The sequence below is a fragment of the Cupriavidus sp. 01L45 genome (assembly GCF_056399885.1).
This window is the reverse complement of the sequence record NZ_JBFTSG010000001.1, coordinates 178,734-203,063: the sequence shown is the minus strand read 5'-3', so window position 1 is coordinate 203,063 and position 24,330 is coordinate 178,734. Positions and strand designations below refer to the sequence as shown.

Sequence of the window (24,330 nt, the reverse complement as noted above, 5' to 3'; positions counted from 1 at the left end):
GGAAAGGGATCATCGGGGTTGTGTCGGGGAAGGTGCCTGTGTTGAGCCGTCTTGATGCATGCCCATGGGCATCGCGGCGCATGCGGATGCCAGCGCCGCGTCGAGCCATTGCCACGCCGCTTCTTGCGCCGGGGGCAATCCCAGCCGCAGGCTTGGCATGGCATCGACGCTGGCCGGTGCGTCGAACAGCCGCGTCCATACGCCTTGCCGCGCAAGCGTGTCGTGCAGCAGCGCCGCGTCGGCGCGCGGCACCCAGCTGAACAAGGGGTGGCTCACGGGCGCCAGGCCGTGCGCGCGCAGTATCGCCGCGAGCCGCCTGCCCGCCTGCTGCAGATGCTCGCGCGCGGCGGCCTGCCAGCCGTGGTCGGCCAGGGCCAGGCGCGCTACCGCGCGCGCCGGGCCTGCCACGGTCCAGTGCCCGAGCTGTTCGGCCAGCGCCGCCAGCAAGGCGGGCTCTGCCAGCACGAAGCCGCAGCGCACGCCGGCCAGGCCGTAGAACTTGCCGAGCGAGCGCAGGACTACCAGGCCGGGGAGATCCGAGCGCGCGGCCAGCGACAGCGCGGGCGTGCAATCCATGAAGGCTTCGTCGAGCAGGAGCGTGCCGCCGCGCGCCGCCAGATCGGCATGCCACGACAGCAGCGTGTCTTGCGTGAGCGTGCGCCCGGTGGGGTTGTTGGGGTTGACCACCACCAGGTGGTCGAGCCGCGCGGCAAGGTCGCCGCGCGCGAAATCCGCTTCGGCCAGCGGCATCACCTGATGCCCGGCGCGGGCGAAGGCGGGCGCGTATTCGCTGTAGCCCTGCGCCGCCACGCCAACGCGGCCCGGTTTGAGCAATTGCGGCAGGGTGCGGATGGCAGCCTGCGAGCCGGCCACCGGCAGGGCTTGCGGCGCGCAGTAAGCCTGCGCCGCCAGCTCCGACAGGCCGTCGCCGTCCTGCGGCAGCCGTTGCCATGCGTCGGCGGGCAGGGCCGGCACGGGATAGCCGTCGGGATTGATGCCGGTGGAAAGATCGAGCCAGTCTTCGGCTGGCCGGCCGTAGCGGCGCACGGCGGCGAGCAGGTCGCCGCCGTGGCGGATCGGTGTACTCATGCGATGCCGTATTGGAGGAGGGCGGCGCTGGCGCCGGCGGCGGCCAGCCATAGCCAGAGCGTGCGTTGAACCAGCCGGAGGCAGGCGTGCACATCGGCGGCGCCGGGTGCGCGTCCCTCGCCAAGCGGCGGACGCTCCTCCCATTCGCCGTGGTAGCGTGCGGGCCCGCCCAGTGCCACGCCGACGGCGCCGGCGCCGGCGGCCATCACCGGGCCCGCATTGGGGCTGGACCACGCCGGCGCCTGCGCCCGCCAGCAGCGCAGCGCTTGAACGGTGCGTCCGAGCAGTGCGTAGGAGAGCGCGGTGAGGCGGGCAGGCGCCAGGTTGAGCACGTCGTCCAGGCGCGCGGCGGCCCAGCCGAAATGCAGCAGGCGGGGCGTGCGGTAGCCCCACATCGCATCCAGCGTATTGGCAAGGCGGTAGGCGATCACCGCCGGCGCGCCGCCCAGCAGGAACCAGAACAAGGCGCCAAAGATGGCGTCGTTGCCATTCTCCAGCGCCGATTCGCAAGCGGCGCGGGCCAGCGCCTCGCCATCCGCGTCGGCGGTGTCGCGCGAGACGATGCGTGCCGTGAGCTGGCGCGCATCGGCGAGATTGCCTTGCGCCAGCGCCACGGCGATCGGCGCGATATGCTGGGTCAGGCTGCGCGCGCCCAGCGCGGCGTAGAGCGCCAGTGCCTGCAACAGCCAGCCCAGCACCGCGCTGAACTGCGTGGCGGCATGCACCAGAATGCCGGCCAGCGCGGCCGGCGTCAGCACCATCAGCGCCCAGGCGGCCAGGCCGGTGAGCCGCTGGCGCAGCGGCGCGCCGCCACGGTTCAAGCGGCGTTCCAAGGCCGCCGCGAGGCGGCCGAAACCCACCAGCGGATGCCAGCGGCGCGGCTCGCCCAGCCACTGGTCAAGCAGCACGCCGGCTACGGCGGCGGCCACGCAGGCGGTCCAGGTAAAGTCGAGAAACGGCCACCACGAAAGCAGCGAGGACAGCGAAGACAGCATCAGCACGCCGGGTCGGCGCCTTTCACGCTGACGGGAATGCCTGCCACCAGCAGCCGCACGCGGTCCGCGGCGGCGGCCAGCTTCTGGTTCAGGCGGCCCAGTTCGTCCACGTAGAAGCGGGTGATGGCGCCCATCGGCACCACGCCGAAGCCGATCTCGTTGGAGACCAGGATGACGTGGCCGGGCAGGGTGGGCAACGCGGTCAGCAGCGCGTCGATTTCCTCGGTGAAGGCGGCCGGCGGCGTCACCAGGCCATGCTCGGGATAACTGCGGGCGTCGAGGAACAGCAGGTTGTTGAGCCAGAGCGTGACGCAGTCGACCAGGATGCAGCCATTGTGGGTCGCGTGCGCGTACAAGGCGTCGGCAAGGTGCAGCGGCGCCTCGACCAGGCCCCACTCGGCCGGGCGCCGGGCGCGGTGCAGCGCGATGCGCACCTCCATCTCTTCATCGGCGCTGTTGTCGTCGTGGCGCGCGGTGGCGATATAGGTGACGGGGCCCCCGGTGGCTGCGGCATGGTCGGCGGCCATCTGCTCGGCAAAGTGGCTCTTGCCCGACCGTGCCCCGCCGAGCACCAGCGTGAGCTGGCGTGCGCGGCCGGCCGCCGCCGCGGCGTGCGGCGCGGTCGCGGCCTGGGGCGTGCGTTCGCCGGCCGGCGCGTGGCTGGTTGCGCTGACGGGCTCGGTGGCGGTGGCGGAGGCTTGTGCCGGGATCATCCGGGTATTGTAGCGGGCGCATCCATGGATCGCACGCCCGCGATGGCGCGCGCAGGGCCGCCGGGAAGCACGCCGATGCGATAATCCCACGATGCAAAAAAATCTCTCCGAAGCCACCGCGCAGGCGCTGCCGGGCGGCTTGCGCGGTACCTTGATGGTGCAGGGCACCACCTCCGACGCTGGCAAGAGCACCCTGGTGGCAGGCCTTTGCCGGGTGCTGGCCCGCGCCGGCGTGCGCGTGGTTCCGTTCAAGCCCCAGAACATGGCGCTCAACAGCGCGGTCACCGCCGACGGCGGCGAGATCGGGCGCGCGCAGGCCTTGCAGGCGCTGGCCGCCGGGCTGGCGCCGCATACGGACATGAATCCGGTGCTGCTCAAACCCAGCAGCGATACCGGCGCGCAGATCATCATCCATGGCCAGGCGCGGCTGGACCTGGATGCGCGCGCCTATCACGCCTACAAGCCGGTGGCGATGCAGGCGGTGCTGGCCTCGCACCGGCGCCTGGCCAGCGCCTACGAGGTCGTCATGGTGGAGGGCGCCGGCAGCCCGGCGGAGATCAACCTGCGCGACCGCGACATCGCCAACATGGGTTTTGCCGAAGCGGTCGACTGCCCGGTGGTGCTGGTGGCCGACATCGACCGCGGCGGCGTGTTCGCCCACCTGGTGGGCACGCTGGACTGCCTGTCGGAATCCGAACGCGCGCGCATCAAGGGCTTCATCATCAACCGCTTCCGCGGCGACATCGCGCTGCTGAAGCCCGGGCTGGACTGGCTGGAGGCGCGCACCGGCAAACCCGTGCTGGGCGTGCTGCCCTACCTGCATGGCCTGCACCTGGACGCCGAGGACGCCATCATCGGCTCGCAGGCGGCCAAGCAGGGCGAACTGCTGCGCGTGATCGTGCCGGTGCTGCCGCGCATTTCCAATCACACCGATTTCGATGCGCTGCGCGCGCATCCGCAGGTGGACCTGCGCTTCATCGGCCCTGGCATGCCGATCCCGCCTGCCGACCTGATCGTGCTGCCAGGCAGCAAGAGCGTGCGCGCCGATCTGGCCTTCCTGCGCGCCAATGGCTGGGAGCCGGCCCTGCGTCGGCATCTGCGCTATGGCGGCAAGGTGATCGGCATTTGCGGCGGCATGCAGATGTTGGGCCGGCGTGTGGACGACCCGGCCGGCAACGAGGGCACGCCCGGCAGCAGCGAAGGTTTCGGATTGCTGGACTACGAGACGGTCCTGGCGCCGCACAAGCAGCTGCGTGTGGTGAGCGGCCGGCTGGCCCTGGAGGACGGCAGCGAGGCAGCCGTGCAAGGCTACGAGATCCATATGGGCGTGACCACCGGCGCGGCGCTGGCGCGCCCGGCGCTATGGCTCGAAGGCGAGCGCCCGGACGGCGCGCAGTCGGAGGACGGCCAAGTGCTGGCCTCCTACGTCCACGGCCTGTTCGACCAGCCCGAGGCCTGCGGCGCGCTGCTGCGCTGGGCCGGGCTGGCGCGGGCCGAAGGCGTCGACCTGGCCGCGCTGCGCGAGGCGTCGCTGGAGCGGCTGGCCGACACGCTCGCCGCGCATCTCGACCTGGGCACCTTGCTGGCGCCCTTGCAAACTTCGCCGCTGGCCGGGCCGCCCGCGCGCGGCAACTGCTAAACTCGCAGGCGGGTCCGCTCCGCCGGGGCCCGCTTACGACAAACGGCAAGGCCGTGGCGGAACCCGGAGCGGCGCGCCCGAGGGCAGCGCCGCCATGGAAAGCCATTGCGGAGACACCCATGCCTGTAGTCGTGATCGCCAATCCCAAAGGCGGCGTAGGCAAGACCACGCTGGCCACCAACCTGGCGGGCTATTTCGCCAGCGCCGGCCATGCCGTGATGCTGGGCGATACGGACCGCCAGCAATCCTCGCGCGCCTGGCTGGGTTTGCGGCCGGCCTCGGCGCCGGCCATCCGCACCTGGGACATCAGCTCCGACCAGATCGCACGTCCGCCCAAGGGCACCACCCATGTGGTGCTCGACACCCCGGCCGGCCTGCACGGCTGGCGCTTCAACGACGTGATGAAGCTGGCCCACCGCGTGGTGGTGCCGCTGCAGCCTTCCCTGTTCGATATCCTGGCCACCCAGGATTTCCTCGCTCGCCTGGCGGACGACAAGCGCGTGCGCCACGGCGAGGTGGAGGTTGGCGTGATCGGCATGCGGGTCGACCTGCGCACCCGCGCGGCCGAGCAGTTGCAGCGCTTTGTCGCGGAGCTGGGGCTGCCGGTGCTGGGTTTCCTGCGCGATACGCAGAACTACGTGCAGCTGGCCGCGCACGGGCTGACCTTGTGGGACGTGGCGCCATCCCGCGTGGCGCGCGACTGGGAGCAGTGGCAGCCCATCATCGGCTGGCTGGAGCAGCCCGCCCTGGCTAAGCGCCCAGCCGCCTGAGCAGGGCGTCCACCGACGGCCAGCTGACGCGGCGTACGGCCACGATAAGGCTGGCGCCGGGAAACGCATCGTCGAACGGTTCGCTTTCGATGCCGTCCAGGCGCCGGTAGAACTCGCGCGCCTGGGTGTTGCTGTCCAGCACATAGAGGAAGAGCGGCTGCCCGGGCCATCCGCTGGCCGCGCGCCGCGCGCAATGCGCGAACAAGCGCTTGCCGAGGCCCAGTCCATGCCATTGCGGCAGCACATGCAGGTTGTCCAGGTACACGCCGAACTGCGGCTCGGCTTCCGCTTGCAGGCAGGCAAAGCCGGCCGGCTCGCCATCCACGCGCGCGAGCGTGACCTCCAGCGGCCCCTCGGCGCCATCCACCAGGCGTGCCCGCCAGGCCCGCAGGCGCTCGGCCGGCACTTCCCGTTCCAGGTAATCCGCCGGCAACAGGCCCTGGTAGGCGTGGTGCCAGCTTTGGGTGTGCAGGCCGGCAATCAGCGCTGCATCTTGGGCCGCGGCGGGCAGCAATTCGATCGATCTGGGCATCTTCAGGGCAGGAACGCGGGGCCGGCGGTGGCCGCGCACGCCATTCTGCCGCAATCCGGTGCGGCCCCGCCACAGTCTTGCTCCCGTCGCGCGCGGGCTTGTAACGCCTGATAGAATCGCGAATCTTTCGCATTCTCATTTTTACTGGCGTGACGTATCCATGCGTTGCCGGCCTGTGATGCGCAATACATAACCCCCCCAAATCTGCTCTCTGCCTCCCATGGTCACCGGCCGCCTGCGCGTTGTCATCGTCAAGATTCATCTCTACATCGGCTTAACGCTGGGTTTGCTGTTCGTCATGCTGGGCCTGACCGGCACCGCCATCGCCTGGCGCGATGAACTCGATGCGCTGCTCAACCCCGGATTGCTGACCGCCTCGGCCGAGGTGCCGCTGCCGGTCGCGCCGGCGACGGTACAGGCGGCGACCGACAAACTGCAGGCCGATCCGCGCTACGGCCGTCCCGGGTTGCTGATGCTGCCGTCCGCGCCGCACGAGGTGTTCGTGGCCTGGTATCCGCTCAAGGGCGCGGATGCCGGCCGTTCGCGCCAGGTCATGGTCGATCCCGTCACGCTGGCGGTGAAAGGGGAGCGGGTCTGGGGCGAGCCGGGGCTGTCGCGCCCGCTGCTGATGCCCACCTTGTTCCAGGTGCACCATTACCTGCTGTCTGGCGAGACCGGCCGGACCATTCTCGGCATTGCCGGCATGTTGCTGCTGGTGATGGTGATCTGCGGGGTCGCGATGTGGTGGCCCAAGCTCAAGCCGCGCGCGGTGTTGCATGCCTTTCGCATCACGCACGGCGGCTCCTGGTCACGCTTCAATTATTCGCTGCACCGCGCGGGCGGCATCTTCGCGGCGCCGGTGCTGGCTACCATGGCGTTTTCCGGCTGGTACCTGGACCTGCCCAAGTGGGTGACGCCGCTGGTGGCCGGCGTGATGACGGTGACGCCACCCGGCAAGCCGGCATCGGCGCCTGTGCCCGCCGGAACGCCGCCGCTCGGCGCGGCGCAAGCGGTCAGCGCGGCCCAGGCGCTTTACCCCGCCGCGCAGGTCACGCGGGTGAGTTTCCCGCGCAAGGCCGGCGATCCCTTCGAGGTCCGCGTGCGCCAGCCCGGGGAGGTCCGCCAGGGCAGCGGCGCCACCCGGATCTGGCTCGATGCCCACACGGGCAAAGGCCTCGGCGTGCGCGATCCGATGGCCGCGCCCGCCGGCGATACCTTCCTCAACTGGATGTACCCGCTGCATACCGGTGAAGCCTTCGGTTTGCCGGGGCGGATCTTTATCTCGGTGTTCGGGCTGGTGCCGCTGCTGTTCGCCGTGACCGGAGTGCTGATCTGGTGGAAGCGGCGGCGCGGGCATCGGCGCCATGTGGCCCGGACGCTGCAACGCGCCAGGGCACGGACCGCCTGACCGGGCCGGGTCTGCACGGGCGGTGCCCCGGCAGGGCCTTGAACGACAAAAAGAGAAGCGGCCCTGGGGCCGCTTCTCTTTGCTACGGGGTAGGTGCGGCGCCAGCCGCTCCCGGCGTCAGATCTCGAGATTGTCGATCAGCCGGGTAGCCCCCAGCTTGGCTGCCGTGAGGATCACCAGCGGCTCGCCCGCCACGTATTCCTCGCGGGTCGGCGGCTGCAGGTCTACCTGCTTGCGGATGGCAATGTAGTCCGGCTTCCAGCCACGCGCCTGCAGCGCAGCCTGTGCATTAGCCTCGATCGCGGCCAGGTCGGCGCTGGCGCTGTTGGCGGCCAGAACGGTATTGCGCACGTCATGCAGCGTCTTGTAGAGCACCGGTGCCTCGGTGCGCTCGTCGGGCGTCAGGTAGCGGTTGCGCGAGGACAGGGCCAGGCCGTCCTCGGCGCGCACGGTCTCGGCCGGCACGATGTCGATCGGCAGCGCGAACTGGTTCACCATGCGGCGCACGATCATCAGCTGCTGGTAGTCCTTCTTGCCGAATACCGCCACGCGTGGCTGCGCGCACGAGAACAGCTTCATCACGACCGTGCAGACACCTTTGAAGAAGCCGGGGCGGAATTCGCCTTCGAGGATGTCGCCGAGGTCGTGCGGCGGCTCCACGCGGTATTCCTGGGGCTCGGGGTACATGTCCCGCTCGGTCGGCGCAAACAGCACGTACACGCCTTCCTTCTGCAGCTTCTCGATGTCGTCCTGCAGCGTGCGCGGGTACTTGTCGAAATCCTCGTTGGGACCGAACTGCAGCCGGTTGACGAAGATTGACGCGACCACCGGGTCACCGTGCTGGCGCGCCAGGCGCATCAGCGACAGGTGGCCTTCGTGCAGGTTGCCCATGGTCGGCACGAAGGCCGCCCGGTTCTGTCCGCGCAACTGGTCCCGCAACTCGTGAATGGAGGAGATGACTTTCATGAAGTTGGTGTGCTGGTCGTGGTAGGGATGACCCTGGCGCATACGCGCGCCCGAGAAGCCGGTCTGGTGCTCTTGGTGGCGCCGACTGTCGGCGGATTGTAGAGCATGTGGCCCGAGGCGGGCGCCGCTATCGGTGCGGCCTAGCTGGGAATGTACGCCAATCGCACATAAATCGGCGCAAACGGCTCGGCCTGGGTGATCTCCACCAGGGCTTCACGCGAGAGCTCCAGCATGGCGATGAAGTTGACCACCACCACCGGCACGCCCTTGCCGGAGCGCACGGCTTCGTCGAAGAGCTCGCTGAATTCCATGAAGCGCGTATGCTGCAGGCGCCGCAGGATATGGCTCATGTGCTCGCGCACCGACAATTCCTCGCGCGAGATCTTGTGGTGCTGGTTGAGCCTGGCGCGCTTGAGCACGTCGGCCCAGGCGGCCTGCAGGTCCACGACCTCGACATCGGGAAAGCGCGGCGCGAGGCTTTGCTCGATATAGACCTGCGAGTGCAGGAAGTCGCGCCCGAGCTGCGGCACCTGGTCGATGCGCATGGCCGCCAGCTTCATCTGCTCGTATTCGAGCAGGCGGCGCACCAGTTCGGCCCGGGGATCCTCTTCTTCCTCGTCGCTGTCGCTTTTCTTCACCGGCAGCAGCATGCGCGACTTGATTTCGATCAGCATGGCCGCCATCAGCAGGTACTCGGCCGCCAGCTCAAGATTGCTTTTGCGGATCTGGTCGATATACGTGAGGTACTGGCGCGTCACTTGCGCCATCGGGATATCGAGGACGTTGAAGTTCTGCCTGCGGATCAGGTAGAGCAGCAGGTCCAGCGGCCCTTCGAACGCTTCCAGGAAGATTTCCAGCGCATCCGGCGGGATGTACAGGTCCTGGGGCAGCTTGAACAGCGGCTCGCCATACAGGCGCGCGAAGGCCATGCCGTCGACGGCGGCCGGCGTGGAGTCCTGTCCGGGTGCCACGCTGGGCAGCTCGATCGGCGGCTTCAGCTTGTCCTGCTCGCTCTGGTTCATCTAGGGGCGGGCGCTCGAGGGGGCGGGTACGGCTTCAGTCCAGCGAATAGACGTAAGGCTTCTGCGCCACGCGGGAGGCGTCGGCGCGGGCACGTTCTTCGAGATTGATCGGGCTCTTGTCCCACAGCAGGGCGCGGCCCTGGCGTTGTTCCGCTTCCAGGGAAGGGCGCTCATCCTTGAGCGACTTCAGGAACTGGGTGATATCCGATTCGTAGAGAGCCATGACGGGAAACAGTGGGGAATTGTCGAACGAGCCCGGATTTTACCGTATTGGCAGGGTCAGTAACGGGATTGCACGCGATTCCGCCATTTTGATCCCACACCCCTGATGCGCGGCCGCCCGGGGGGGTCTTTTTGGCGCCATCGGGCAGGCTGGCCGCCCGGGTGTGGTCAAATATCGACTTTGCGTGACGTGCACCAATCGATGAGGATGGATCCAGGGACCCCGCGTACCAGGCCCGCCGGCTTTGTCGCCGCCTCCGGCGCAGAGCCGGGGGCGGCGGCCGCGCTGCGCCGCCTGGCGTGTCCGTTGCTGGCGGCCCTGGCGCTGTCCGCGGGGCCGGCCGCTGCCGCCTACAAGGTCGAGGTGGAGGCGCCCAAGGCGATCAAGGAAATCCTGCAAGACCACCTGGACCTGTCACGCTACAGCGCGCGCGACGACATCTCGCCGGACCAGTTCAACTACATGGTCGAGACGGTTGGCGAGCAGGTCCGCCAGTTCACCTCCACCGAAGGCTATTTCGATCCGCAGACCACCGCCAAGGTGGAAGGCAGCGGCGATAAGCGCACCGTGACCATCACGGTGGACCCTGGCGCGCGCACCGTGATCCGTGCGGTCGACGTTAGCGTGAGCGGCCCCGCCGCCACCCAGTCGCCGGAGCAGATTGCCGAAATCCGGGCCAAATGGGGCCTGCCGGTGGGCGAGCCGTTCCGGCAGGCGGACTGGTCCAAGGCCAAGGAGGACGCCCTGGTGGAGTTGCAGAGCCATACCTACTACGGCGCCCGCATGACCGGCTCGCAGGCGCGCGTCGAGCCGGACGAACATGCGGCGGACCTCAGCGCGCGTTTTGCCAGCGGCCCGGCATACCGCATGGGACCGCTGAAGATCAGCGGGTTGCGGCGTTATCCCGAGCAGATCATCCGCAACGTCAATCCGCTGTACGAGGGCGAGCCGTACCGCGTGGAGCGCCTGCTGGAATTCCAGCGGGCAATCCAGAACCAGCCCTATTTTTCCAACGTGCAGATCGACCTGGGCCAGCAGGAGTCGACGGATCAGGGCAAGGTGACCGAGGCGGGCACGGCCAGCGACGCCGAGCCAAAGGTCGACATGAACGCCGACAAGGTCACCGTGCCGGTGTATGTGCGCGTGCGCGAGTATCCCGTCAACCGGCTCTCGAGCGGCGTGGGCTACACCACCGATACCGGCGCCCAGGTCGAAGGCCGCTATTCCTATTACAACCTGTTCAACCGTGCCTGGGTGTTCGACTCGCAGGCACGCATCGAGCAAAAACGCCAGTACGTTTTCGCCGAGATGGCCATGCCGCCCGATAGCAGGACGTACCGCAACAGCGTCTACAGCAGCTACGAACGCACCATCGACCTGGAAAGCACCGACCTGACCAGCCTGCGCACCGGCCTGAAGCGCTCCCGCTCGCGCGAGAATTACGACACCACCATCTCGCTGGACTATTACTACGACAACCTGCAGCCCTTCGGCGAGCCGAACCAGCTCAGCCGGGCGCTGGTGCCGGCTTTCGCATGGACGCGGCGCGACGTGGACAACCCGGTGTTCCCGCGCCGCGGCAATGTCATCAACACGCAGGTTGGCGTGGCGGCCCAGCACGTGCTGAGCGACGAGACCTTTTTCCGTGTCTACGGCCGTATCCGCCAGTACATCCCGGTGGGCAAACGCGACCTGGTGGTGGCCCGGCTGGAACTGGGCGCCGATATCACCAGAGGCGACGTCACCAAGGTGCCGGCCTCGCTGCGCTTTCGCGCCGGCGGCACCGATTCGATCCGGGGCTACAGCTATCAGTCGATCGGCACGCGCGACGGCGCCAGCGTGCTGCCCGCCAAATACCTCGGCACTGCCAGCCTGGAATACCAGTACTGGTTCCTGCCCGACTGGGGCGCCGCGGTTTTCTGGGACGTGGGGACCGCCACCGACAACCTGACGGGCGTCAAGCTCTACAACGGCGTGGGTATCGGGGCGCGCTGGCGCAGCCCGGTCGGGCCGGTGCAGCTCGATATCGGCTACGGCATCCAGGAGACACAGTTCCGCCCGCATATTTCACTTGGAGTTGCGTTCTGATGGCGATGCGACCCTGCCGGCAGGCCGGCGCCTCCCGTCCACGCAGCCGCAAGGCGTTTGCCGCATGAGTATCCCCGACATGCCTCCCGTTCCCGCCCGCGATGCTGGCGCACCCGGACCGGCGCGTCCGCGCCGGGGGCGCGTCTGGCGCTGGCTGGCGTGGCTGGTGGCGGTGTTGCTCGTGCTGCTGCTGGCGGCGCTGTCGGCCGTGGCGCTGGCCCTGCGCACCGAGGCGGGTACGCGCCAGCTATGGTCAATGGCCACGCGGCTGTCCGACGGCGCCTTGTCCGGCAAGCTGGAGGGCGGCACGGTGGCCCAGGGCCTGCGCCTGCGCGATGTGGTGTTCGCGAGCGGCGAGACACGCGTGACGGTGGACCGCCTCGATGGCGACTGGTCGTTCAACTGGTCGCCGACCCGCTTGCATGTCAAATGGCTGCGCATCGGTGCGGTGACGCTGCGTTTGCCCCCGGCCCAGCCCGACAGCGCGCCTGCGACGCTGCCCAAGTCGCTCGAGCTGCCGCTGTCGGTGGACGTGGATACGCTCACCCTGGCACGCCTGGCCTTGCTGGAGGGGCCGCCGGCCACGCCCAGCGAGATGGTGTTTGCCGACCTGGCGGGTTCGCTGCATTCCGACGGGCAGCACCATCGCGCCAGCGTGGAACACCTGGTCACGCCGTATGGCAAGCTCGCCGCCAATGCGCAGATCGCCGGCCAGGCGCCTTTCGCGTTGACCGGCGCGGGCCTGCTGGAGGGCAGCTGGGAGAAGGAGTCCTTCAGCATCAGCGCCAGCATGCGTGGCTCGCTCGCCGCCCTGCGCGCGGAAGTCGAGGCCAGCGGCGATCGAATGCGCGGCCGCGCCGGGGCCGACCTGACGCCGTTCGGCAAGGTGCCGTTCACCCATGTGGTGGTCAACGGCGAGCATATCAATCCGCGCCTGTTCAGCGCTTCGGCGCCGCAAGCCAACCTGTCCGTGCAGGCCGAGTTGCGGCCGGTGGACGGGGCGGGCGCACCGGCACCGGCAGCGGCGGCATCCTCGCCGGCGGCTGCCAGCGCCCCGGTTGCAACGGCATCGGCGGTTCCCGCCTCCGCCGCCGGCGCAAAGCCCGCCGGCGCCACCGACGAGGCGCCCCTGCGGGTAGCGGGCGACGTGCGCATCGTCAACCATGACGCCGGCAAGCTCGACGCCGAGCGCCTGCCGGTGGAATCGGTGCAGGGGCACATCGAGGTCAGCGAGACGGCACAGGCGGTGCGCGACCTGCGCGTGGCACTGGCCGGTGGCGGCGAGATCCGTGGCGGCGGCGCGCTGCACGAGGGCCGCGGCGGCTTTGACCTCGACGTGCGCAACCTCGACCCGCAAGCCCTCTATGGCAGCCTGAAGCGCGTGCGTTTGTCCGGCCCGGTGATCCTGCGGCTGGAGCCCGGCCGCCAGAGCGCGGCGCTGGACCTTGCCGGCGGCGAGTTCAAGCTGTTCGCCGATGCGCGCCTGGACGCCGAGGCAGTGACGCTGACCGCGCTGCGCGCCGGCATCGGCTCGGGCACGCTCAACGCCGAGGGCAAGCTTTCGCTCAAGGACGAGCAGCCCTTCAGCTTCAAGGGCAAGCTCACCAACTTCGACCCCGCGCGCGTCGCCACGGTGGCGCCCGGCCGCATCAATGCCGATTTCACTGCCAGCGGGACACTTGCGCCGGAGTTGCGCGTGGGGCTCGATTTCTCGGTGCGCGACAGCGTCTATGCGGGGCTGCCTATGCGCGGCGAGGGCAAGCTGCGCCTGGCCGGCGAGCGCCTGCTGCCGAGCCAGGCCACGATTGACATGGCCGGCAACCAGGCTCAGCTCAGTGGCAGTTTCGGCGCGCGCGGCGACCGCCTGAAGCTGCACGTGGACGCGCCGCAGCTCGAGCGGCTCAAGTTCGGCGTGGCCGGCGTGCTCAAGCTCGATGCCAACGTCACCGGCACCCTGGCGCGGCCGGAAATCGTGGGCACCTATAGCGCCCAGTCGCTGGTGGTGGGCCCGCACCATGTCGCCAGCGCCAGCGGCAGCGCGGAGCTGCGCGGGGGCCTGGATGGCACGCTCGCGCTGCAACTGAACGCACGCGACTATCGCGGCCCGGTTGCCACGCTGCACACGCTCGACGTGACGCTCAGCGGCACCCAGGCCAGGCACAGCTTCGAGTTGAAGACGGCCGGCGCGCTGCACGACAAGCCGATGCAGCTGACGCTGGCGGGGCAGGGTGCCTGGCAGGGCCAGGCGGGCTGGAACGGCACCATCCGCACCCTGGAAGAACGCGGCACCGTCAATGTGCGGCTGATAGCGCCTGCACAGCTGCTGGTGGCCGACCAGCATGTGCGGCTGGGCGCCGCCGGCCTGCAGTTCGAGCGCGCCCGCGTCAATGTGGACAGTTTCGAGTTCGATCATGGCCGCATCCGCACGCAGGGCAACCTCGACGGCTTGCAGGTGGCAAATCTGCTGCGCCTGGCCGAGGCGCTCAGCGGCGAGGCGCCGCCGGTGCGCTCGGACCTGGTGCTGGACGGGCGCTGGAACATCACGCTGGCCGAGACCGCCTCCGGCTTCGCCGAGTTGCGCCGCCGCAGCGGCGATGTCTCAGTGAGCGCGGGTCGGGGCTTCACCACGCTGGGACTTGGCGAGAGCGCGCTGCGCGCCGAGTTTGCCGGCAGCCGCGTCAACCTGCGCGGCGGCGTCGAAGCCGCGCGCCTCGGGAAGCTGGTGGTGGACGCGTCCGCCGGGCTGCTCCAGGACCAGGGCTTGATGACGGTGACGCCGGCTTCCGCGCTGGCGGGCAAGGTGTCGCTGGATGTGCCGAAGATCAAGACGCTGGAAGCGTTCACCGGGCCGCAATACGCGTTCGATGGCAAGCTGGCGGCCACCCTGCAGCTTGCCGGCACGGTCGGCAACCCGTTGCTCACCGGCAATATCGACGGCAGTGGCATCGCTATCACGCTGTACGACCTGGGCATCCGCCTGACCGACGGCATCGTGCGCGTCGCGCTCGATCAGAACGCCATTGAGCTCAAGCAAGTGGAATTCCGCGGCGGCGACGGCAAGATCGTGGCCACCGGCAACGTGAAGCTGGGCGAGACCGATCCCAACCTGACCGGCAAGATCGTGGCCGACAAGCTCCAGATCTTTGCCAGCCCCGAGCGCACCCTGATCGTTTCCGGCGATGCCAGTATCGTGAACGAGAACCGCCAGATCGTGATACGCGGCAAGTTCCGCGTGGACAGCGGCCTGTTCGACCTGCCCAAGGCCGGTGCCCCGGAGCTGGGCGACGACGTGGTGGTGGTGCGCCGCCGCGACCAGCGCGAGATCAAGACTGCCGCCACGCCCGTGCCGGAGACCAGGCCGGCCAGCCGCTTCAGCCCGCTGATCGATCTCACGCTCGACCTGGGAGACAACTTCCGCTTCCGCGGGGCCGGCGCGGACCTGCGCCTGGGCGGCCAGCTCGGCATCAAGAGCGCGCCGCTGACCCCGCTGCGCGCCACCGGCACCATTCGCGTGACCGACGGCACCTATGAAGCCTTCGGGCGCAAGCTGAACATCGAGCGCGGCATCGTCAATTTCAACGGTCCGGTGGACAATCCCAACATCAATATCCGCGCCATGCGCCGCAACCAGGAGGTGGAGGCCGGCGTGGAGGTGACCGGCACGGTGCGCCTGCCGCGCGTCAGGCTGGTGTCGGAGCCGAATGTGCCGGAGGAGGATAAGCTGTCATGGCTGATGTTCGGTTATGGTGCCGAATCCGCCGCCGCCGGACAGCAGAAGCAGCTGGGTGGCGCGGCCCTGGGCGGCGCTGCGCTGGGGATGATCGGCGGGCGTGCCGGCAAGGGAATCGTGCAGCATTTCGGCATCGATGAGTTTTCCATCGGTCCGAGTACCGCGGGCCTTAACGACCAGCAGGTGGTAAGCGTGGGCAAGGCCGTGACCGAGCAGATCTCGGTGGGCTATGAGCAGAGCCTGACCAGTGCTTCCAGCGTGTTCAAGCTGACCTGGGCATTCTCGCGGCGCTGGTCCCTGGTTGCCAAGGGTGGTTCGATCAGTGGCCTGTCCCTGTTGTTCAACCGCCGCTTTGACAGTTGGGGCAATCTGTTCACCGGCGCGGGCGGCCGCGCCAGATCCGAAGGGAGCCAGACCGATGGCAGCAATGAAATCAACAGCAAAACCGGCGACGATGCCCCCCGCGGTGCCGCCTCGGATGCCGCGCCTGCGCGGCCCTGAGGGGCAACGCTATCGCCTCCCTTCAGATACTGCCGCGTCGTACCGACGCCTTGCCGCCATGGGACTGATTTCCTCCGTGCTTGCCCTGTTCGGGTGCGACCAGCAGAAGGTCGACGAAGCGATGAAGAAGGCGGGTGATGCCGCGCGCTCTACCTGGAACTCGGTCAAGCCCGATAGCCAGCTGTTCAAGGGCATCGTGGTGGGCGAGTCGGGCGAGGAGGACGTGCGGCGCCAGGCCGGGCGCCCGGAGATTGTCTGGGAAGAGGATGGGGGCGGGCGCCGCCTCGAATACCCGCGCGGGCCGGAGGGCGGCACTACCTGGATGGTGACGATCGGCGCAGACGGCAAGGTGAGCGCCGTCGAGCAGGTGCTGACAGCGGAAAACTTCGCGCGCGTGCGGGCCGGAATGAGCCGCGACGACATCCGCCGCCTGCTGGGCAAGCCCACCAAGGTGGAAGCCTTCGCGCTCAAGAAGGAGGAGGTCTGGGGCTATCGCTGGTGGGAAAGCTCGCAGGAGAAGGCCTTCTTCAACGTGCATTTCAACGCCGACGGCAAGGTAACCCACACCTCGCGCAGCGACGATCCCTCCAAGATGCAGGGCGGCTAGCCCACTACGGGCAGCGGGGCTTGCTGGCGGCGCGGCGTCAATCGACGCCGGCGCCGTTGCGGCATTGGCGGATCAACGCGGGCGCGCCTCACCGCCTCGGTACATCAGCGGATACGCATGCCCGGGACCGCGCCTTCGTGCGGCTCCAGGATCCAGAGCCCGGGCGTGGCCTTCTCGTCCGCCGCGGAAGCGGCCAGCACCATGCCTTCGGACAGGCCGAACTTCATCTTGCGCGGCGCCAGGTTGGCCACCATCACGGTGAGCTTGCCCACCAACTGTTCGGGCGTGTAGGCCGACTGGATGCCGGAGAAGACGTTGCGCGTCTTGCCTTCGCCCAGGTCCAGCGTCAGCTGCAGCAGCTTGTTCGAGCCTTCCACCTTCTGGCATGCCACGATCTTGGCGACGCGCAGGTCGATCTTGGCGAAGTCGTCGATGGTGATGGTCTCGGCGATCGGCTCGATCGAGGCGGCGGCATCGTCCGCCGTGGCGGCGGGGGCGGTGGCTTGCAGCGAATCGCGGTTGGCGGCCAGCAGGGCATCGACCTGCTTGGCATCCACGCGGGTCATCAGGTGCGAGTACGGCTGCACCGGACGCGAGGCCGACAGCTGCTTGTCGATGCCGCGCCAGTCCAGCGGCTCGATATTGAGGAAGCGCTCGACGCCCGCGGCCATCTGCGGCACCACCGGCTTGAGATAGACGGTGAGCAGGCGGAAGGCTTCCAGCGAGACCGAGCAGGCGGCGTGCAGGGCGGCACGCCTGGCTTCGTCCTTGGCCAGTTCCCACGGCTTCTCGGTGTCGACGAACGCGTTCACTGCATCGGTGAGTTCCATCACCAGGCGCAGCGCCTTGCTGTATTCGCGGCCCTCATAGAAGTGCGCCACCTGCGGCGCGGCTTCACGCAGTTGCTTGAGCAGCGGGTGGGCCAGCGCGGCCTCGTCCACCACGCCATCGAAGCGCTTGACCAGGAAGCCGGCAGCGCGGCTGGCGATATTCACGTACTTGCCGATCAGGTCGCTGTTCACGCGTGCGATGAAGTCGTCGAGGTTGAGGTCGAGGTCTTCCATGCTGGCGTTGAGCTTGGCGGCGAAGTAGTAGCGCAGCCACTCCGGGTTCATGCCGGTATCGACGTAGCTCTGCGCGGTGATGAAGGTGCCGCGCGACTTGCTCATCTTGGCGCCGTCGACCGTCAGGAAACCATGCGCGAACACGTTGGTGGGCGTGCGGTAGCCCGAGAAACGCAGCATGGCCGGCCAGAACAGCGTGTGGAAATACAGGATGTCCTTGCCGATGAAGTGGTACTGCTCGGCGGTGGAATGCGGGCCTACCCAGGCGTCGAAATCGATGCCCTTCTTCTCGGCCAGGTTCTTGAAGCTGGCGTAGTAGCCGATCGGCGCATCCAGCCACACGTAGAAGTACTTGCCGGGTGCCCCGGGAATCTCGAAGCCGAAGTAGGGCGCGTCACGCGAGATGTCCCAGTCCGACAGCGTCGAGGCCTCGCCTTCGGCGCCAAGCCATTCCTGCATCTTGTTGGCCGCTTCCGGCTGGGCCAGGTCGGCCACCCACTCGCGCAGGAAGGTTTCGCAGCGCGGGTCGGAGAGCTTGAAGAAGTAATGGGCGGAAGATTTGCGCACCGGCGTGGCGCCGGACACCACCGAATACGGGTTCTTCAGGTCGGTGGGCACGTAGGTGGTGCCGCAGACCTCGCAGGAGTCGCCGTACTGGTCCTTGGCGCCGCACTTCGGGCACTCGCCCTTGATGAAGCGGTCCGGCAGGAACATGTTCTTGACGGGGTCGTAGAACTGCTCGACCTCGCGTTCGGCAATCAGGTCTTCGGCCTTCAGCGCCAGGTAGATCTTCGCGGAGAGCTGCTTGTTCTCGTCGGAGTCGGTGCTGTAGTAGTTGTCGAACGACACCATGAAGCTGTCGAAATCGCGCTTGTGCTCGGTCCACACGCGGTCGATCAGCTGCTTGGGGGTGATGCCTTCCTTTTCGGCCCGCAGCATCACCGGGGTGCCGTGCGTATCGTCCGCGCCGACGTAGTACACCTCGTTGCCCATCATGCGCTGGAAGCGCACCCAGATGTCGGTCTGGATGTACTCCACCAGGTGGCCGATATGGATCTGGCCGTTGGCGTATGGCAGGGCAGATGTGACGAGGATGCGACGTGCGGTCATGGAAAAATTGCCGGTCAGGAGGGGGTTGGACAGTAAGGCGGGGGCGCCGCCGCGAGAATCAGGCGGGCACCGTGAGAGGGCTATTCTAGCAAGCGGGGCAGGCAGCGCGTGCACTCCGGCAGGGCGGAGCGGGAAGAGAGTGCTGTAAGTGCCTGAAAAGGCACTGAAAAACTTCTGGGCAAAAAAAGCGCCGGTTAGTACCGGCGCAGCTTTCCACAACGGAAAAGGAGGAGAAATCAGGTACCGCCCGGGAGGTCAGCCACCCATCGCGAGCCAGCAACGGTGACAAGCGGTACCTGTTTCTATGACAGCATCATCGCTGAATTGGTTTCAAATAAATTTCGACCCGGCGATTTTGTGCGCGACCCGCCTCAGTGGCGTTGTCCGCCAAGGGCTGGGTTTGCCCCCGGCCTTCGGCTGCCAGGCGGGTCCGGGCCACGCCGCGGTCACCCAGATAGGTCGCCACGCTCTGCGCGCGGCGCTGCGACAGTTGCATGTTGTAGCTGGGATTGCCCGTGCTGTCGGTATGGCCGACCACGGTGGCGGAGACGTCCTGTTGCTGGGCAAGGGTCTGCGAAACCTGGTCCAGCACCGAGCGGAACGAGGGCTTGATGGTGGCGCTGTCGGTGTCGAAGGTTACCTGGCTCGGGATATTTACCTTCAGCGAGCCATCCGGCTGCTCGGTGATCTGGGTCCCGGTGCCGGCAGTGTCCTTGTTCAGCTTGCCGCGGATCGCGTTCCAGTTGTAACCCGTAGCTCCGCCGAGTGCCCCGCCTACCGCCGCGCCGACGAGCGTGCCGGTAGTGTTACCGCCGATCAGGTTGCCCAGGCCGGCACCGACCGCAGCGCCCACACCGGTTCCGACCGCGGTCTGCGTGCCTTGTTCTGTAGCGCAGCCGGCGGCAAGAATGGCGACAACGGCAAGGCTGGCAAGCTTGAATTTCATGCTTTCTCCTTCAGGACGGATCTTGTTGAGATGATTGTTGAAGTGGTGTGAGCTACACCACTAGAAATAACGCGGACGGCACGTGAACACAAGAGTCCGGGCGGTATTCCGCTGGCGTGCGTTCCTGGCGCACTACAATAAGGAGATGAAGCCGGGTGCACAAGTCTGTTGCTGTGACAGTTGTAAGTGCGTGTAATTCCACGCCCGCGTGAGGGGCTTGTCGTCCGCGCGCCACCTGCCGCCTGCGCTTCGCTCATACTTTGATACAGTACGCGCCTTCCCCATATTCAGTAGCGGAGATTGTCTTGAGCCTCACCGTCGACCAGGTTACCGAAGTCCTGCGCACCGTGATCGACCCCAACACGGGCCGGGATCTGGTGTCTACCCGCTCTGCCCGCAACGTTCGGGTCGAAGGCGGCGATGTGTCGCTTGAAGTCGAGCTGGGCTATCCCGGCAAGAGCCAGCTGGAACCGATCCGCAAGCAGGTGGTTGCTGCGCTGCGGCAACTGCCGGGCGTGACCAATGCCAGCGTGGCCGTCAGCATGAAGATCGTGGCGCATGCCGTACAGCGCGGCGTCAAGCTGCTGCCGGGCGTGAAGAACGTGATCGCCGTGGCGTCGGGCAAGGGCGGGGTGGGCAAGTCCACCACCGCCGTCAACCTGGCGCTGGCATTGTCCGCCGAGGGCGCCCGCGTGGGCATGCTCGACGCCGACATCTACGGTCCCAGCCTGCCGATGATGCTCGGCATCGACGGCCGCCCCGAGTCCTCCGATGGCCAGACCATGGAGCCGCTTGAAGGCCACGGCCTGCAGGCCAACTCCATCGGTTTCCTGATCGAGCAGGACAATCCCATGGTGTGGCGCGGCCCGATGGTGACCTCGGCGCTGGAGCAGTTGCTGCGCCAGACCAACTGGCACGATCTCGATTACCTGATCGTCGACATGCCGCCGGGCACCGGCGACATCCAGCTGACGCTGTCGCAGAAAGTGCCGGTTACGGGCGCCGTGATTGTCACGACGCCCCAGGACATTGCCTTGCTGGACGCCAAGAAGGGCCTGAAGATGTTCGAGAAGGTGGGGATTCCCATTCTCGGCCTTGTTGAGAACATGGCGGTCTACTGCTGCCCGAACTGCGGCCACGTCGAGCATATCTTCGGCGAAGGCGGCGGCGAGAAGATGTGCGAGGACTACGGCGTGGAGTTGCTCGGCAGCATGCCGCTGAACCGTTCGATCCGCGAGCAGGCCGACACTGGCCGCCCGACTGTGGTGTCCGACCCTGACAGCCCGATCGCCGAGCTTTACCGCGCCATGGCGCGCAAGGTGGCCGTGAAGGTGGCCGACCGTGCCCGCGACATGACCAGCAAGTTCCCCAGCATCGTGGTGCAGAACACCTGAACGCCATGGGCACGCCAGCCGATCCCGCCGCAGGCATCCCGGCCACCGGGGCAGATGCTGTGCCCGCTGGCCGGCCCGGCGTCACCATGGCCGTGGTGATGCGCCGCGTGGCGCTGCGCAGCCCCTGGCAACCGTGGAAATGGGAACTCGACGCCGTCCTGCCCGACCTCGGCGAGTTCGGTGCCGTGCCGCACTGCCTGGCGCAGGACGAGCATGGCGCGCGCTGGCTGTATCCAGGCTACGGCGTCACGCTGTTCCGCGATGAGGCGGAGGGGTATTACCTCAACCTGACCTCCACCGCGCCCTGCTGGTTCGTGCTCTGGCGCATGGCGGAGGAGGGCGGCCAGGCCGCCGTCCCCGCATCGGACGATGGCGAGCCGTTGCCGCTGCCGGTCACCGTGACACTCTCCTACAACGAGGCCGGACGCTGGCTCGATGCCGGCGAAACCGTCGAGAATGTGCCGCTGGCGCCCGAGCAACTCGACTGGCTGCGCGCCTACGTGGCAGAGCATTACCGCCCGGAGCCCAAGAAACGCCGCCGCCCGGAATCGTTCAAGGCGCCGGAGGACCGGGCGCGCTACTGATGCAGGCTGGTACCGCATGAGCGATGACACTTTCCTGTCGCGCTGGTCACGCCGCAAGGCCGCGGCGCGCCAGGGGCAGCCGCTGGCGCCCGAGCCGGCGCCACCCGTGCCGGCCGAACCGCCAGCCCCCGCTGACCGGTGGCAGGTGGAACCTGCCGCGCCGGCCGAGCCCCTTCCCACGCTTGCCGACGCCGCCTTGCTGCAGCCGGGCGACAGCATCGCGCGATTCGTGGCGCGCGGCGTAGACGAAACCGTCAAGCGCGCCGCGCTCAAGACCTTGTTTGCCGATCCGCATTTCAATGTGATGGACGGGCTCGATATCTACATCGACGACTACAGCAAGCCCGACCCGATTCCCCTCGATGTGTTGCGGCGCATGCGCCAGTCCGAGACGCTGGGCCTGTTCGCGCCGACCGACGACGAACTGGCTGCGGCACGCGCGGCGGAACAGGCGCCGGATGCGCCCGGAGCTGCGGTGCCGCAGGCGGAGCAGGCCAGCCCTGGCCAGTCCGCGACGCCGGAGCCTGTGGATGCAGTGCCGCCTGAAATGCAGGGGGGCGCGCAAGAACATGGTGGCGATCCAATCGCACCCACGCCAGTCGCGGCCGGGCCCGGTTTGCCGGGCACGGAGCGCCAGACGGACGATTCCGCCCCAGGCAAACACGCGTAGCCGCTGCCGCCGCGGCGGCCTACAATGGGCTTCCCCCCACAATTCGCCGGCCGCAAGACTCCTTAAAAAGGGAGCAACCACGCCGGCCAGCCGCATCGCCATGCCGACGCTGATTTGCAATTGCAACGACACCATGCCGCTTGACGGGGCGACGCTGTCGGGCAATGGTTCCACGACCGCAGGCGGCACCAGCCCGCCGCTCAAGGTGCACCACTTGCTGTGCCGCCGCGAAATCGGCGACTTCACTGCCGCGCTCGATGGCACGGACGATGTCATCGTGGCCTGCACGCAGGAGCGCGCCTTGTTCACCGAGGTAGCTGCCCGGCGCCAGGCCGAAGGCACCATGACGGCACCGGTGCGCTTCGTCAATATCCGGGAAACCGGCGGATGGTCGCAGGGGGCGCGGCGCGATCCCAAGACCGCCAACGCCAAGATCGCCGCGCTGCTGGCCGCTGCCGCGCTACCCGATCCGGAGCCGGTGCCCGTGGTGGACTACCGTTCGGGCGGAGCCGTGCTGGTGCTCGGCCCGGCCGCCCGTGCCATGCCCTGGGCCGGCAAGCTGGCCGAATCCGGCATGGAAGTGTCGGTGCTGCTGGGCGGCACCGGTGAGGCCATGGGCGCAGCCACTCAGCCCGCCTCGCGGGACTTCCCGGTGCACAGCGGCAAGCTGGTCAAGCTCGGCGGCTGGCTCGGCGCCTTCGAGGCAAGCTGGGAGACCGGCGCGGGGCGCGGCAACCCGATCGACCTGGATCTTTGCACGCGCTGCAACGCCTGCATCGAGGCGTGCCCCGAGGACGCCATTGATTTCAGCTACCAGGTCGACCTGGACCGTTGCCGTTCCCACCGCGCCTGCGTGAAGGCTTGCGGGGCCGCCGCCGCGATCGACTTCGATCGTCCCGTCAAGACCGCCACCGAGCGCTTCGACCTGGTGTTCGACCTGGCCGATACGCCGGCCTTCACCATGCACTCGCCGCCGCAAGGCTACCTCTACGCCGGCGCGGATCCGGTGCGCCAGCAGGCGCAGGCACTGGCCCTGGTCCAGATGGTGGGCGAGTTCGAGAAGCCGAAGTTCTTCCAGTACAAGGAGAAAATCTGCGCGCATGGCCGCAACAAGACCACCGGCTGCACGGCCTGCATCGATATCTGTTCCACCGAGGCGATCCGCTCGCAATGGCATGACGGGCGCGGCCGTATCGAGGTCACGCCCAACCTGTGCATGGGCTGCGGCGCCTGCACGACGGTGTGCCCGACCGGTGCCATCAGCTACGCCTACCCCAAGCCGGACTATCTCGGCGAGCGCTTGCGCACCCTGGTTTCGGCCTACCGCGCGGCAGGTGGCCGCGACGCCGTGCTGCTGCTGCACGGCGAGGAATACGGTAACGCTCCCATCCTGGCGCTGGGCCGCGCCGCGCGCGCCGGCCAGGCGAGCGGCATGCCGCCCAATGTGATACCGGTGGCGCTGTTCCATCCGGCCGCGAGCGGACTTGAGTTGTGGTTGTCGGCCATTTGCTGGGGCGCCAGCCGCGTCGCGGTGATGTTCACGGGCGACGAAGCGCCGCAATATCGCACGGCGCTGGTAGAGCAGATGGCGGTAGGGCAGGCGATTCTCGCGGGCCTTGGCTATGAGGGCGAATGCCTGTCGCTGGTGGATGGCCCTGATGCCGCCACGCTGGATGCGCAACTGGCGCAACTGGCGCAATCGAGCAGCCGGCCGGCACTCCCGCCGGCGCTGTTCCATGCCGCGGCAGCCAAACGCGAGACGCTGGATTTCGCGCTCGACTACCTGGTGCGCAAGGCGCCGCGCTCTCAGGCCAGCGTGCCGCTGCCGGCCGGGGCACCGTTGGGTGCGGTAGCTGTCGATACCACGCGCTGCACGCTTTGCATGGCCTGCGTCGGTGCTTGTCCCTCGCAGGCCTTGCGCGATAATCCCGAGCGTCCGGTGCTTGGCTTCCTGGAACGCAACTGCGTACAGTGCGGCCTGTGCGAAAGCACCTGCCCGGAAGATGCCATCACCCTGGTGCCGCGGCTGCTGACCGGCGAGGACGCGCGCCGCACGGTAACACTGGCCGAAACCCAACCCTTCCATTGCATCCGCTGCGCCAAGCCGTTTGGCACCGCGCAGATGGTGCATGCCATGCTGGCCAGGCTCGCGGACCACCCCGCGTTCGCCGGCGAGGCTGCCGAACGCCTGAAGATGTGTGGCGACTGCCGCGTCGTCGATATGATGGAAAAGAGCAACGGCACCCCAAGCGGTACCGTGGTGCAGTAGTACAGCCGGT

19 protein-coding genes are annotated in these 24,330 nt (G+C 68.1%); 10 read left to right on the top strand and 9 right to left on the bottom strand.

The features are described 5' to 3' along the window. Positions 1-9: 9 nt before the first annotated feature. From cobD to cobU, 3 genes are read right to left on the bottom strand one after another with little or no spacing between them, the layout of a single operon-like run. On the bottom strand, positions 10-1,089 hold the full coding sequence (gene cobD / locus AC1DT6_RS00945; protein WP_477102995.1) for a threonine-phosphate decarboxylase CobD: 1,080 nt from the start codon (positions 1,087-1,089) through the stop codon (positions 10-12). Further along, entirely contained in the window at positions 1,086-2,084 is a 999-nt protein-coding gene (gene cbiB, locus AC1DT6_RS00940) for an adenosylcobinamide-phosphate synthase CbiB (protein ID WP_441637592.1), read from the bottom strand. The genes cobD and cbiB overlap by 4 nt, the downstream gene beginning before the upstream one ends. After that, on the bottom strand, positions 2,084-2,797 hold the full coding sequence (gene cobU, locus AC1DT6_RS00935) for a bifunctional adenosylcobinamide kinase/adenosylcobinamide-phosphate guanylyltransferase (RefSeq protein ID WP_082094698.1): 714 nt from the start codon (positions 2,795-2,797) through the stop codon (positions 2,084-2,086). Before cobU ends, cbiB begins: the two co-directional genes overlap by 1 nt. 91 nt (positions 2,798-2,888) lie before the next feature. Here cobU and AC1DT6_RS00930 point away from each other — a divergent pair, with 91 nt between their 5' ends. Beyond that, a complete protein-coding gene (locus tag AC1DT6_RS00930) occupies positions 2,889-4,436 on the top strand; it encodes a cobyric acid synthase (protein ID WP_441635515.1) in 1,548 nt (515 codons plus the stop codon). 119 nt (positions 4,437-4,555) lie between these two features. Next, entirely contained in the window at positions 4,556-5,206 is a 651-nt protein-coding gene (locus AC1DT6_RS00925) for a nucleotide-binding protein (RefSeq protein ID WP_441635517.1), read from the top strand. On the opposite strand, the gene AC1DT6_RS00920 is transcribed toward AC1DT6_RS00925, so the two are convergent. After that, the gene (locus AC1DT6_RS00920; protein WP_441635519.1) at positions 5,187-5,738 is read right to left on the bottom strand and encodes a GNAT family N-acetyltransferase; all 552 of its coding nucleotides are present in this window, start codon (positions 5,736-5,738) and stop codon (positions 5,187-5,189) included. The genes AC1DT6_RS00925 and AC1DT6_RS00920 overlap by 20 nt on opposite strands. A gap of 220 nt (positions 5,739-5,958) precedes the next feature. Between AC1DT6_RS00920 and AC1DT6_RS00915 the strand changes: the two genes are divergently transcribed. After that, positions 5,959-7,146 (top strand): PepSY-associated TM helix domain-containing protein, encoded by a 1,188-nt coding sequence (locus tag AC1DT6_RS00915; RefSeq protein WP_441635521.1) that lies wholly within the window; start codon positions 5,959-5,961, stop codon positions 7,144-7,146. Positions 7,147-7,263: 117 nt separating this feature from the next. Here AC1DT6_RS00915 and panC read toward each other — a convergent pair whose 3' ends face one another. The 3 genes from panC to AC1DT6_RS00900 form a co-directional block, all read right to left on the bottom strand. After that, the gene (gene panC, locus AC1DT6_RS00910; protein ID WP_035864067.1) at positions 7,264-8,112 is read right to left on the bottom strand and encodes a pantoate--beta-alanine ligase; all 849 of its coding nucleotides are present in this window, start codon (positions 8,110-8,112) and stop codon (positions 7,264-7,266) included. Between the two features lie 140 nt (positions 8,113-8,252). After that, positions 8,253-9,134: a segregation and condensation protein A gene (locus AC1DT6_RS00905; RefSeq protein WP_035863726.1), complete on the bottom strand. Its 882-nt coding sequence runs from the start codon at positions 9,132-9,134 to the stop codon at positions 8,253-8,255. A gap of 34 nt (positions 9,135-9,168) precedes the next feature. Next, positions 9,169-9,357: a DUF3460 family protein gene (locus AC1DT6_RS00900; protein WP_035863727.1), complete on the bottom strand. Its 189-nt coding sequence runs from the start codon at positions 9,355-9,357 to the stop codon at positions 9,169-9,171. A gap of 207 nt (positions 9,358-9,564) precedes the next feature. On the opposite strand from AC1DT6_RS00900, the gene AC1DT6_RS00895 reads away from it, so the two are divergent. From AC1DT6_RS00895 to bamE, 3 genes are all read left to right on the top strand, one after another. Next, complete coding sequence (locus AC1DT6_RS00895; RefSeq protein ID WP_441635537.1) at positions 9,565-11,445, top strand: autotransporter assembly complex protein TamA; 1,881 nt, start codon at positions 9,565-9,567, stop codon at positions 11,443-11,445. Positions 11,446-11,509: 64 nt separating this feature from the next. Then, positions 11,510-15,676, top strand: coding sequence for a translocation/assembly module TamB domain-containing protein (locus AC1DT6_RS00890; protein WP_441635524.1), 4,167 nt, complete (start codon positions 11,510-11,512; stop codon positions 15,674-15,676). Between the two features lie 58 nt (positions 15,677-15,734). Next, the gene (gene bamE / locus AC1DT6_RS00885) at positions 15,735-16,283 is read left to right on the top strand and encodes an outer membrane protein assembly factor BamE domain-containing protein (protein ID WP_441635526.1); all 549 of its coding nucleotides are present in this window, start codon (positions 15,735-15,737) and stop codon (positions 16,281-16,283) included. A gap of 104 nt (positions 16,284-16,387) precedes the next feature. Here the strand turns inward: bamE and metG are convergent, their stop codons facing one another. Both metG and AC1DT6_RS00875 read right to left on the bottom strand, forming a co-directional pair. Beyond that, positions 16,388-18,457: a methionine--tRNA ligase gene (metG, locus tag AC1DT6_RS00880; protein WP_477102994.1), complete on the bottom strand. Its 2,070-nt coding sequence runs from the start codon at positions 18,455-18,457 to the stop codon at positions 16,388-16,390. A gap of 313 nt (positions 18,458-18,770) precedes the next feature. Next, on the bottom strand, positions 18,771-19,403 hold the full coding sequence (locus AC1DT6_RS00875; RefSeq protein WP_035863736.1) for a YiaD family glycine zipper/OmpA-like lipoprotein: 633 nt from the start codon (positions 19,401-19,403) through the stop codon (positions 18,771-18,773). Positions 19,404-19,708: 305 nt separating this feature from the next. Here AC1DT6_RS00875 and apbC point away from each other — a divergent pair, with 305 nt between their 5' ends. The 4 genes from apbC to AC1DT6_RS00855 all read left to right on the top strand — a co-directional run bounded on the left by apbC (position 19,709) and on the right by AC1DT6_RS00855 (position 24,320). Continuing rightward, positions 19,709-20,797, top strand: coding sequence for an iron-sulfur cluster carrier protein ApbC (apbC, locus tag AC1DT6_RS00870; RefSeq protein WP_035863737.1), 1,089 nt, complete (start codon positions 19,709-19,711; stop codon positions 20,795-20,797). A gap of 5 nt (positions 20,798-20,802) precedes the next feature. Next, the gene (locus AC1DT6_RS00865) at positions 20,803-21,381 is read left to right on the top strand and encodes a DUF3305 domain-containing protein (protein ID WP_441635531.1); all 579 of its coding nucleotides are present in this window, start codon (positions 20,803-20,805) and stop codon (positions 21,379-21,381) included. A 16-nt stretch (positions 21,382-21,397) separates the two neighbouring features. Then, complete coding sequence (locus AC1DT6_RS00860; RefSeq protein ID WP_477102993.1) at positions 21,398-22,051, top strand: DUF3306 domain-containing protein; 654 nt, start codon at positions 21,398-21,400, stop codon at positions 22,049-22,051. Positions 22,052-22,151: 100 nt separating this feature from the next. After that, on the top strand, positions 22,152-24,320 hold the full coding sequence (locus AC1DT6_RS00855) for a 4Fe-4S binding protein (protein WP_477114414.1): 2,169 nt from the start codon (positions 22,152-22,154) through the stop codon (positions 24,318-24,320). The last annotated feature ends 10 nt before the right edge of the window (positions 24,321-24,330 follow it).

Excerpts from the sequence above, each read along its gene's own strand:
- cobD (WP_477102995.1), bottom strand. The coding sequence starts at position 1,089 with ATGAGTACACCGATCCGCCACGGCGGCGACCTGCTCGCCGCCGTGCGC.
- cbiB (WP_441637592.1), bottom strand. The coding sequence starts at position 2,084 with ATGCTGTCTTCGCTGTCCTCGCTGCTTTCGTGGTGGCCGTTTCTCGAC.
- cobU (WP_082094698.1), bottom strand. The coding sequence starts at position 2,797 with ATGATCCCGGCACAAGCCTCCGCCACCGCCACCGAGCCCGTCAGCGCA.
- AC1DT6_RS00930 (WP_441635515.1), top strand. The coding sequence starts at position 2,889 with ATGCAAAAAAATCTCTCCGAAGCCACCGCGCAGGCGCTGCCGGGCGGC.
- AC1DT6_RS00925 (WP_441635517.1), top strand. The coding sequence starts at position 4,556 with ATGCCTGTAGTCGTGATCGCCAATCCCAAAGGCGGCGTAGGCAAGACC.
- AC1DT6_RS00920 (WP_441635519.1), bottom strand. The coding sequence starts at position 5,738 with ATGCCCAGATCGATCGAATTGCTGCCCGCCGCGGCCCAAGATGCAGCG.
- AC1DT6_RS00915 (WP_441635521.1), top strand. The coding sequence starts at position 5,959 with ATGGTCACCGGCCGCCTGCGCGTTGTCATCGTCAAGATTCATCTCTAC.
- panC (WP_035864067.1), bottom strand. The coding sequence starts at position 8,112 with ATGAAAGTCATCTCCTCCATTCACGAGTTGCGGGACCAGTTGCGCGGA.
- AC1DT6_RS00905 (WP_035863726.1), bottom strand. The coding sequence starts at position 9,134 with ATGAACCAGAGCGAGCAGGACAAGCTGAAGCCGCCGATCGAGCTGCCC.
- AC1DT6_RS00900 (WP_035863727.1), bottom strand. The coding sequence starts at position 9,357 with ATGGCTCTCTACGAATCGGATATCACCCAGTTCCTGAAGTCGCTCAAG.
- AC1DT6_RS00895 (WP_441635537.1), top strand. The coding sequence starts at position 9,565 with ATGGATCCAGGGACCCCGCGTACCAGGCCCGCCGGCTTTGTCGCCGCC.
- AC1DT6_RS00890 (WP_441635524.1), top strand. The coding sequence starts at position 11,510 with ATGAGTATCCCCGACATGCCTCCCGTTCCCGCCCGCGATGCTGGCGCA.
- bamE (WP_441635526.1), top strand. The coding sequence starts at position 15,735 with ATGGGACTGATTTCCTCCGTGCTTGCCCTGTTCGGGTGCGACCAGCAG.
- metG (WP_477102994.1), bottom strand. The coding sequence starts at position 18,457 with ATGACCGCACGTCGCATCCTCGTCACATCTGCCCTGCCATACGCCAAC.
- AC1DT6_RS00875 (WP_035863736.1), bottom strand. The coding sequence starts at position 19,403 with ATGAAATTCAAGCTTGCCAGCCTTGCCGTTGTCGCCATTCTTGCCGCC.
- AC1DT6_RS00865 (WP_441635531.1), top strand. The coding sequence starts at position 20,803 with ATGGGCACGCCAGCCGATCCCGCCGCAGGCATCCCGGCCACCGGGGCA.
- AC1DT6_RS00860 (WP_477102993.1), top strand. The coding sequence starts at position 21,398 with ATGAGCGATGACACTTTCCTGTCGCGCTGGTCACGCCGCAAGGCCGCG.
- AC1DT6_RS00855 (WP_477114414.1), top strand. The coding sequence starts at position 22,152 with ATGCCGACGCTGATTTGCAATTGCAACGACACCATGCCGCTTGACGGG.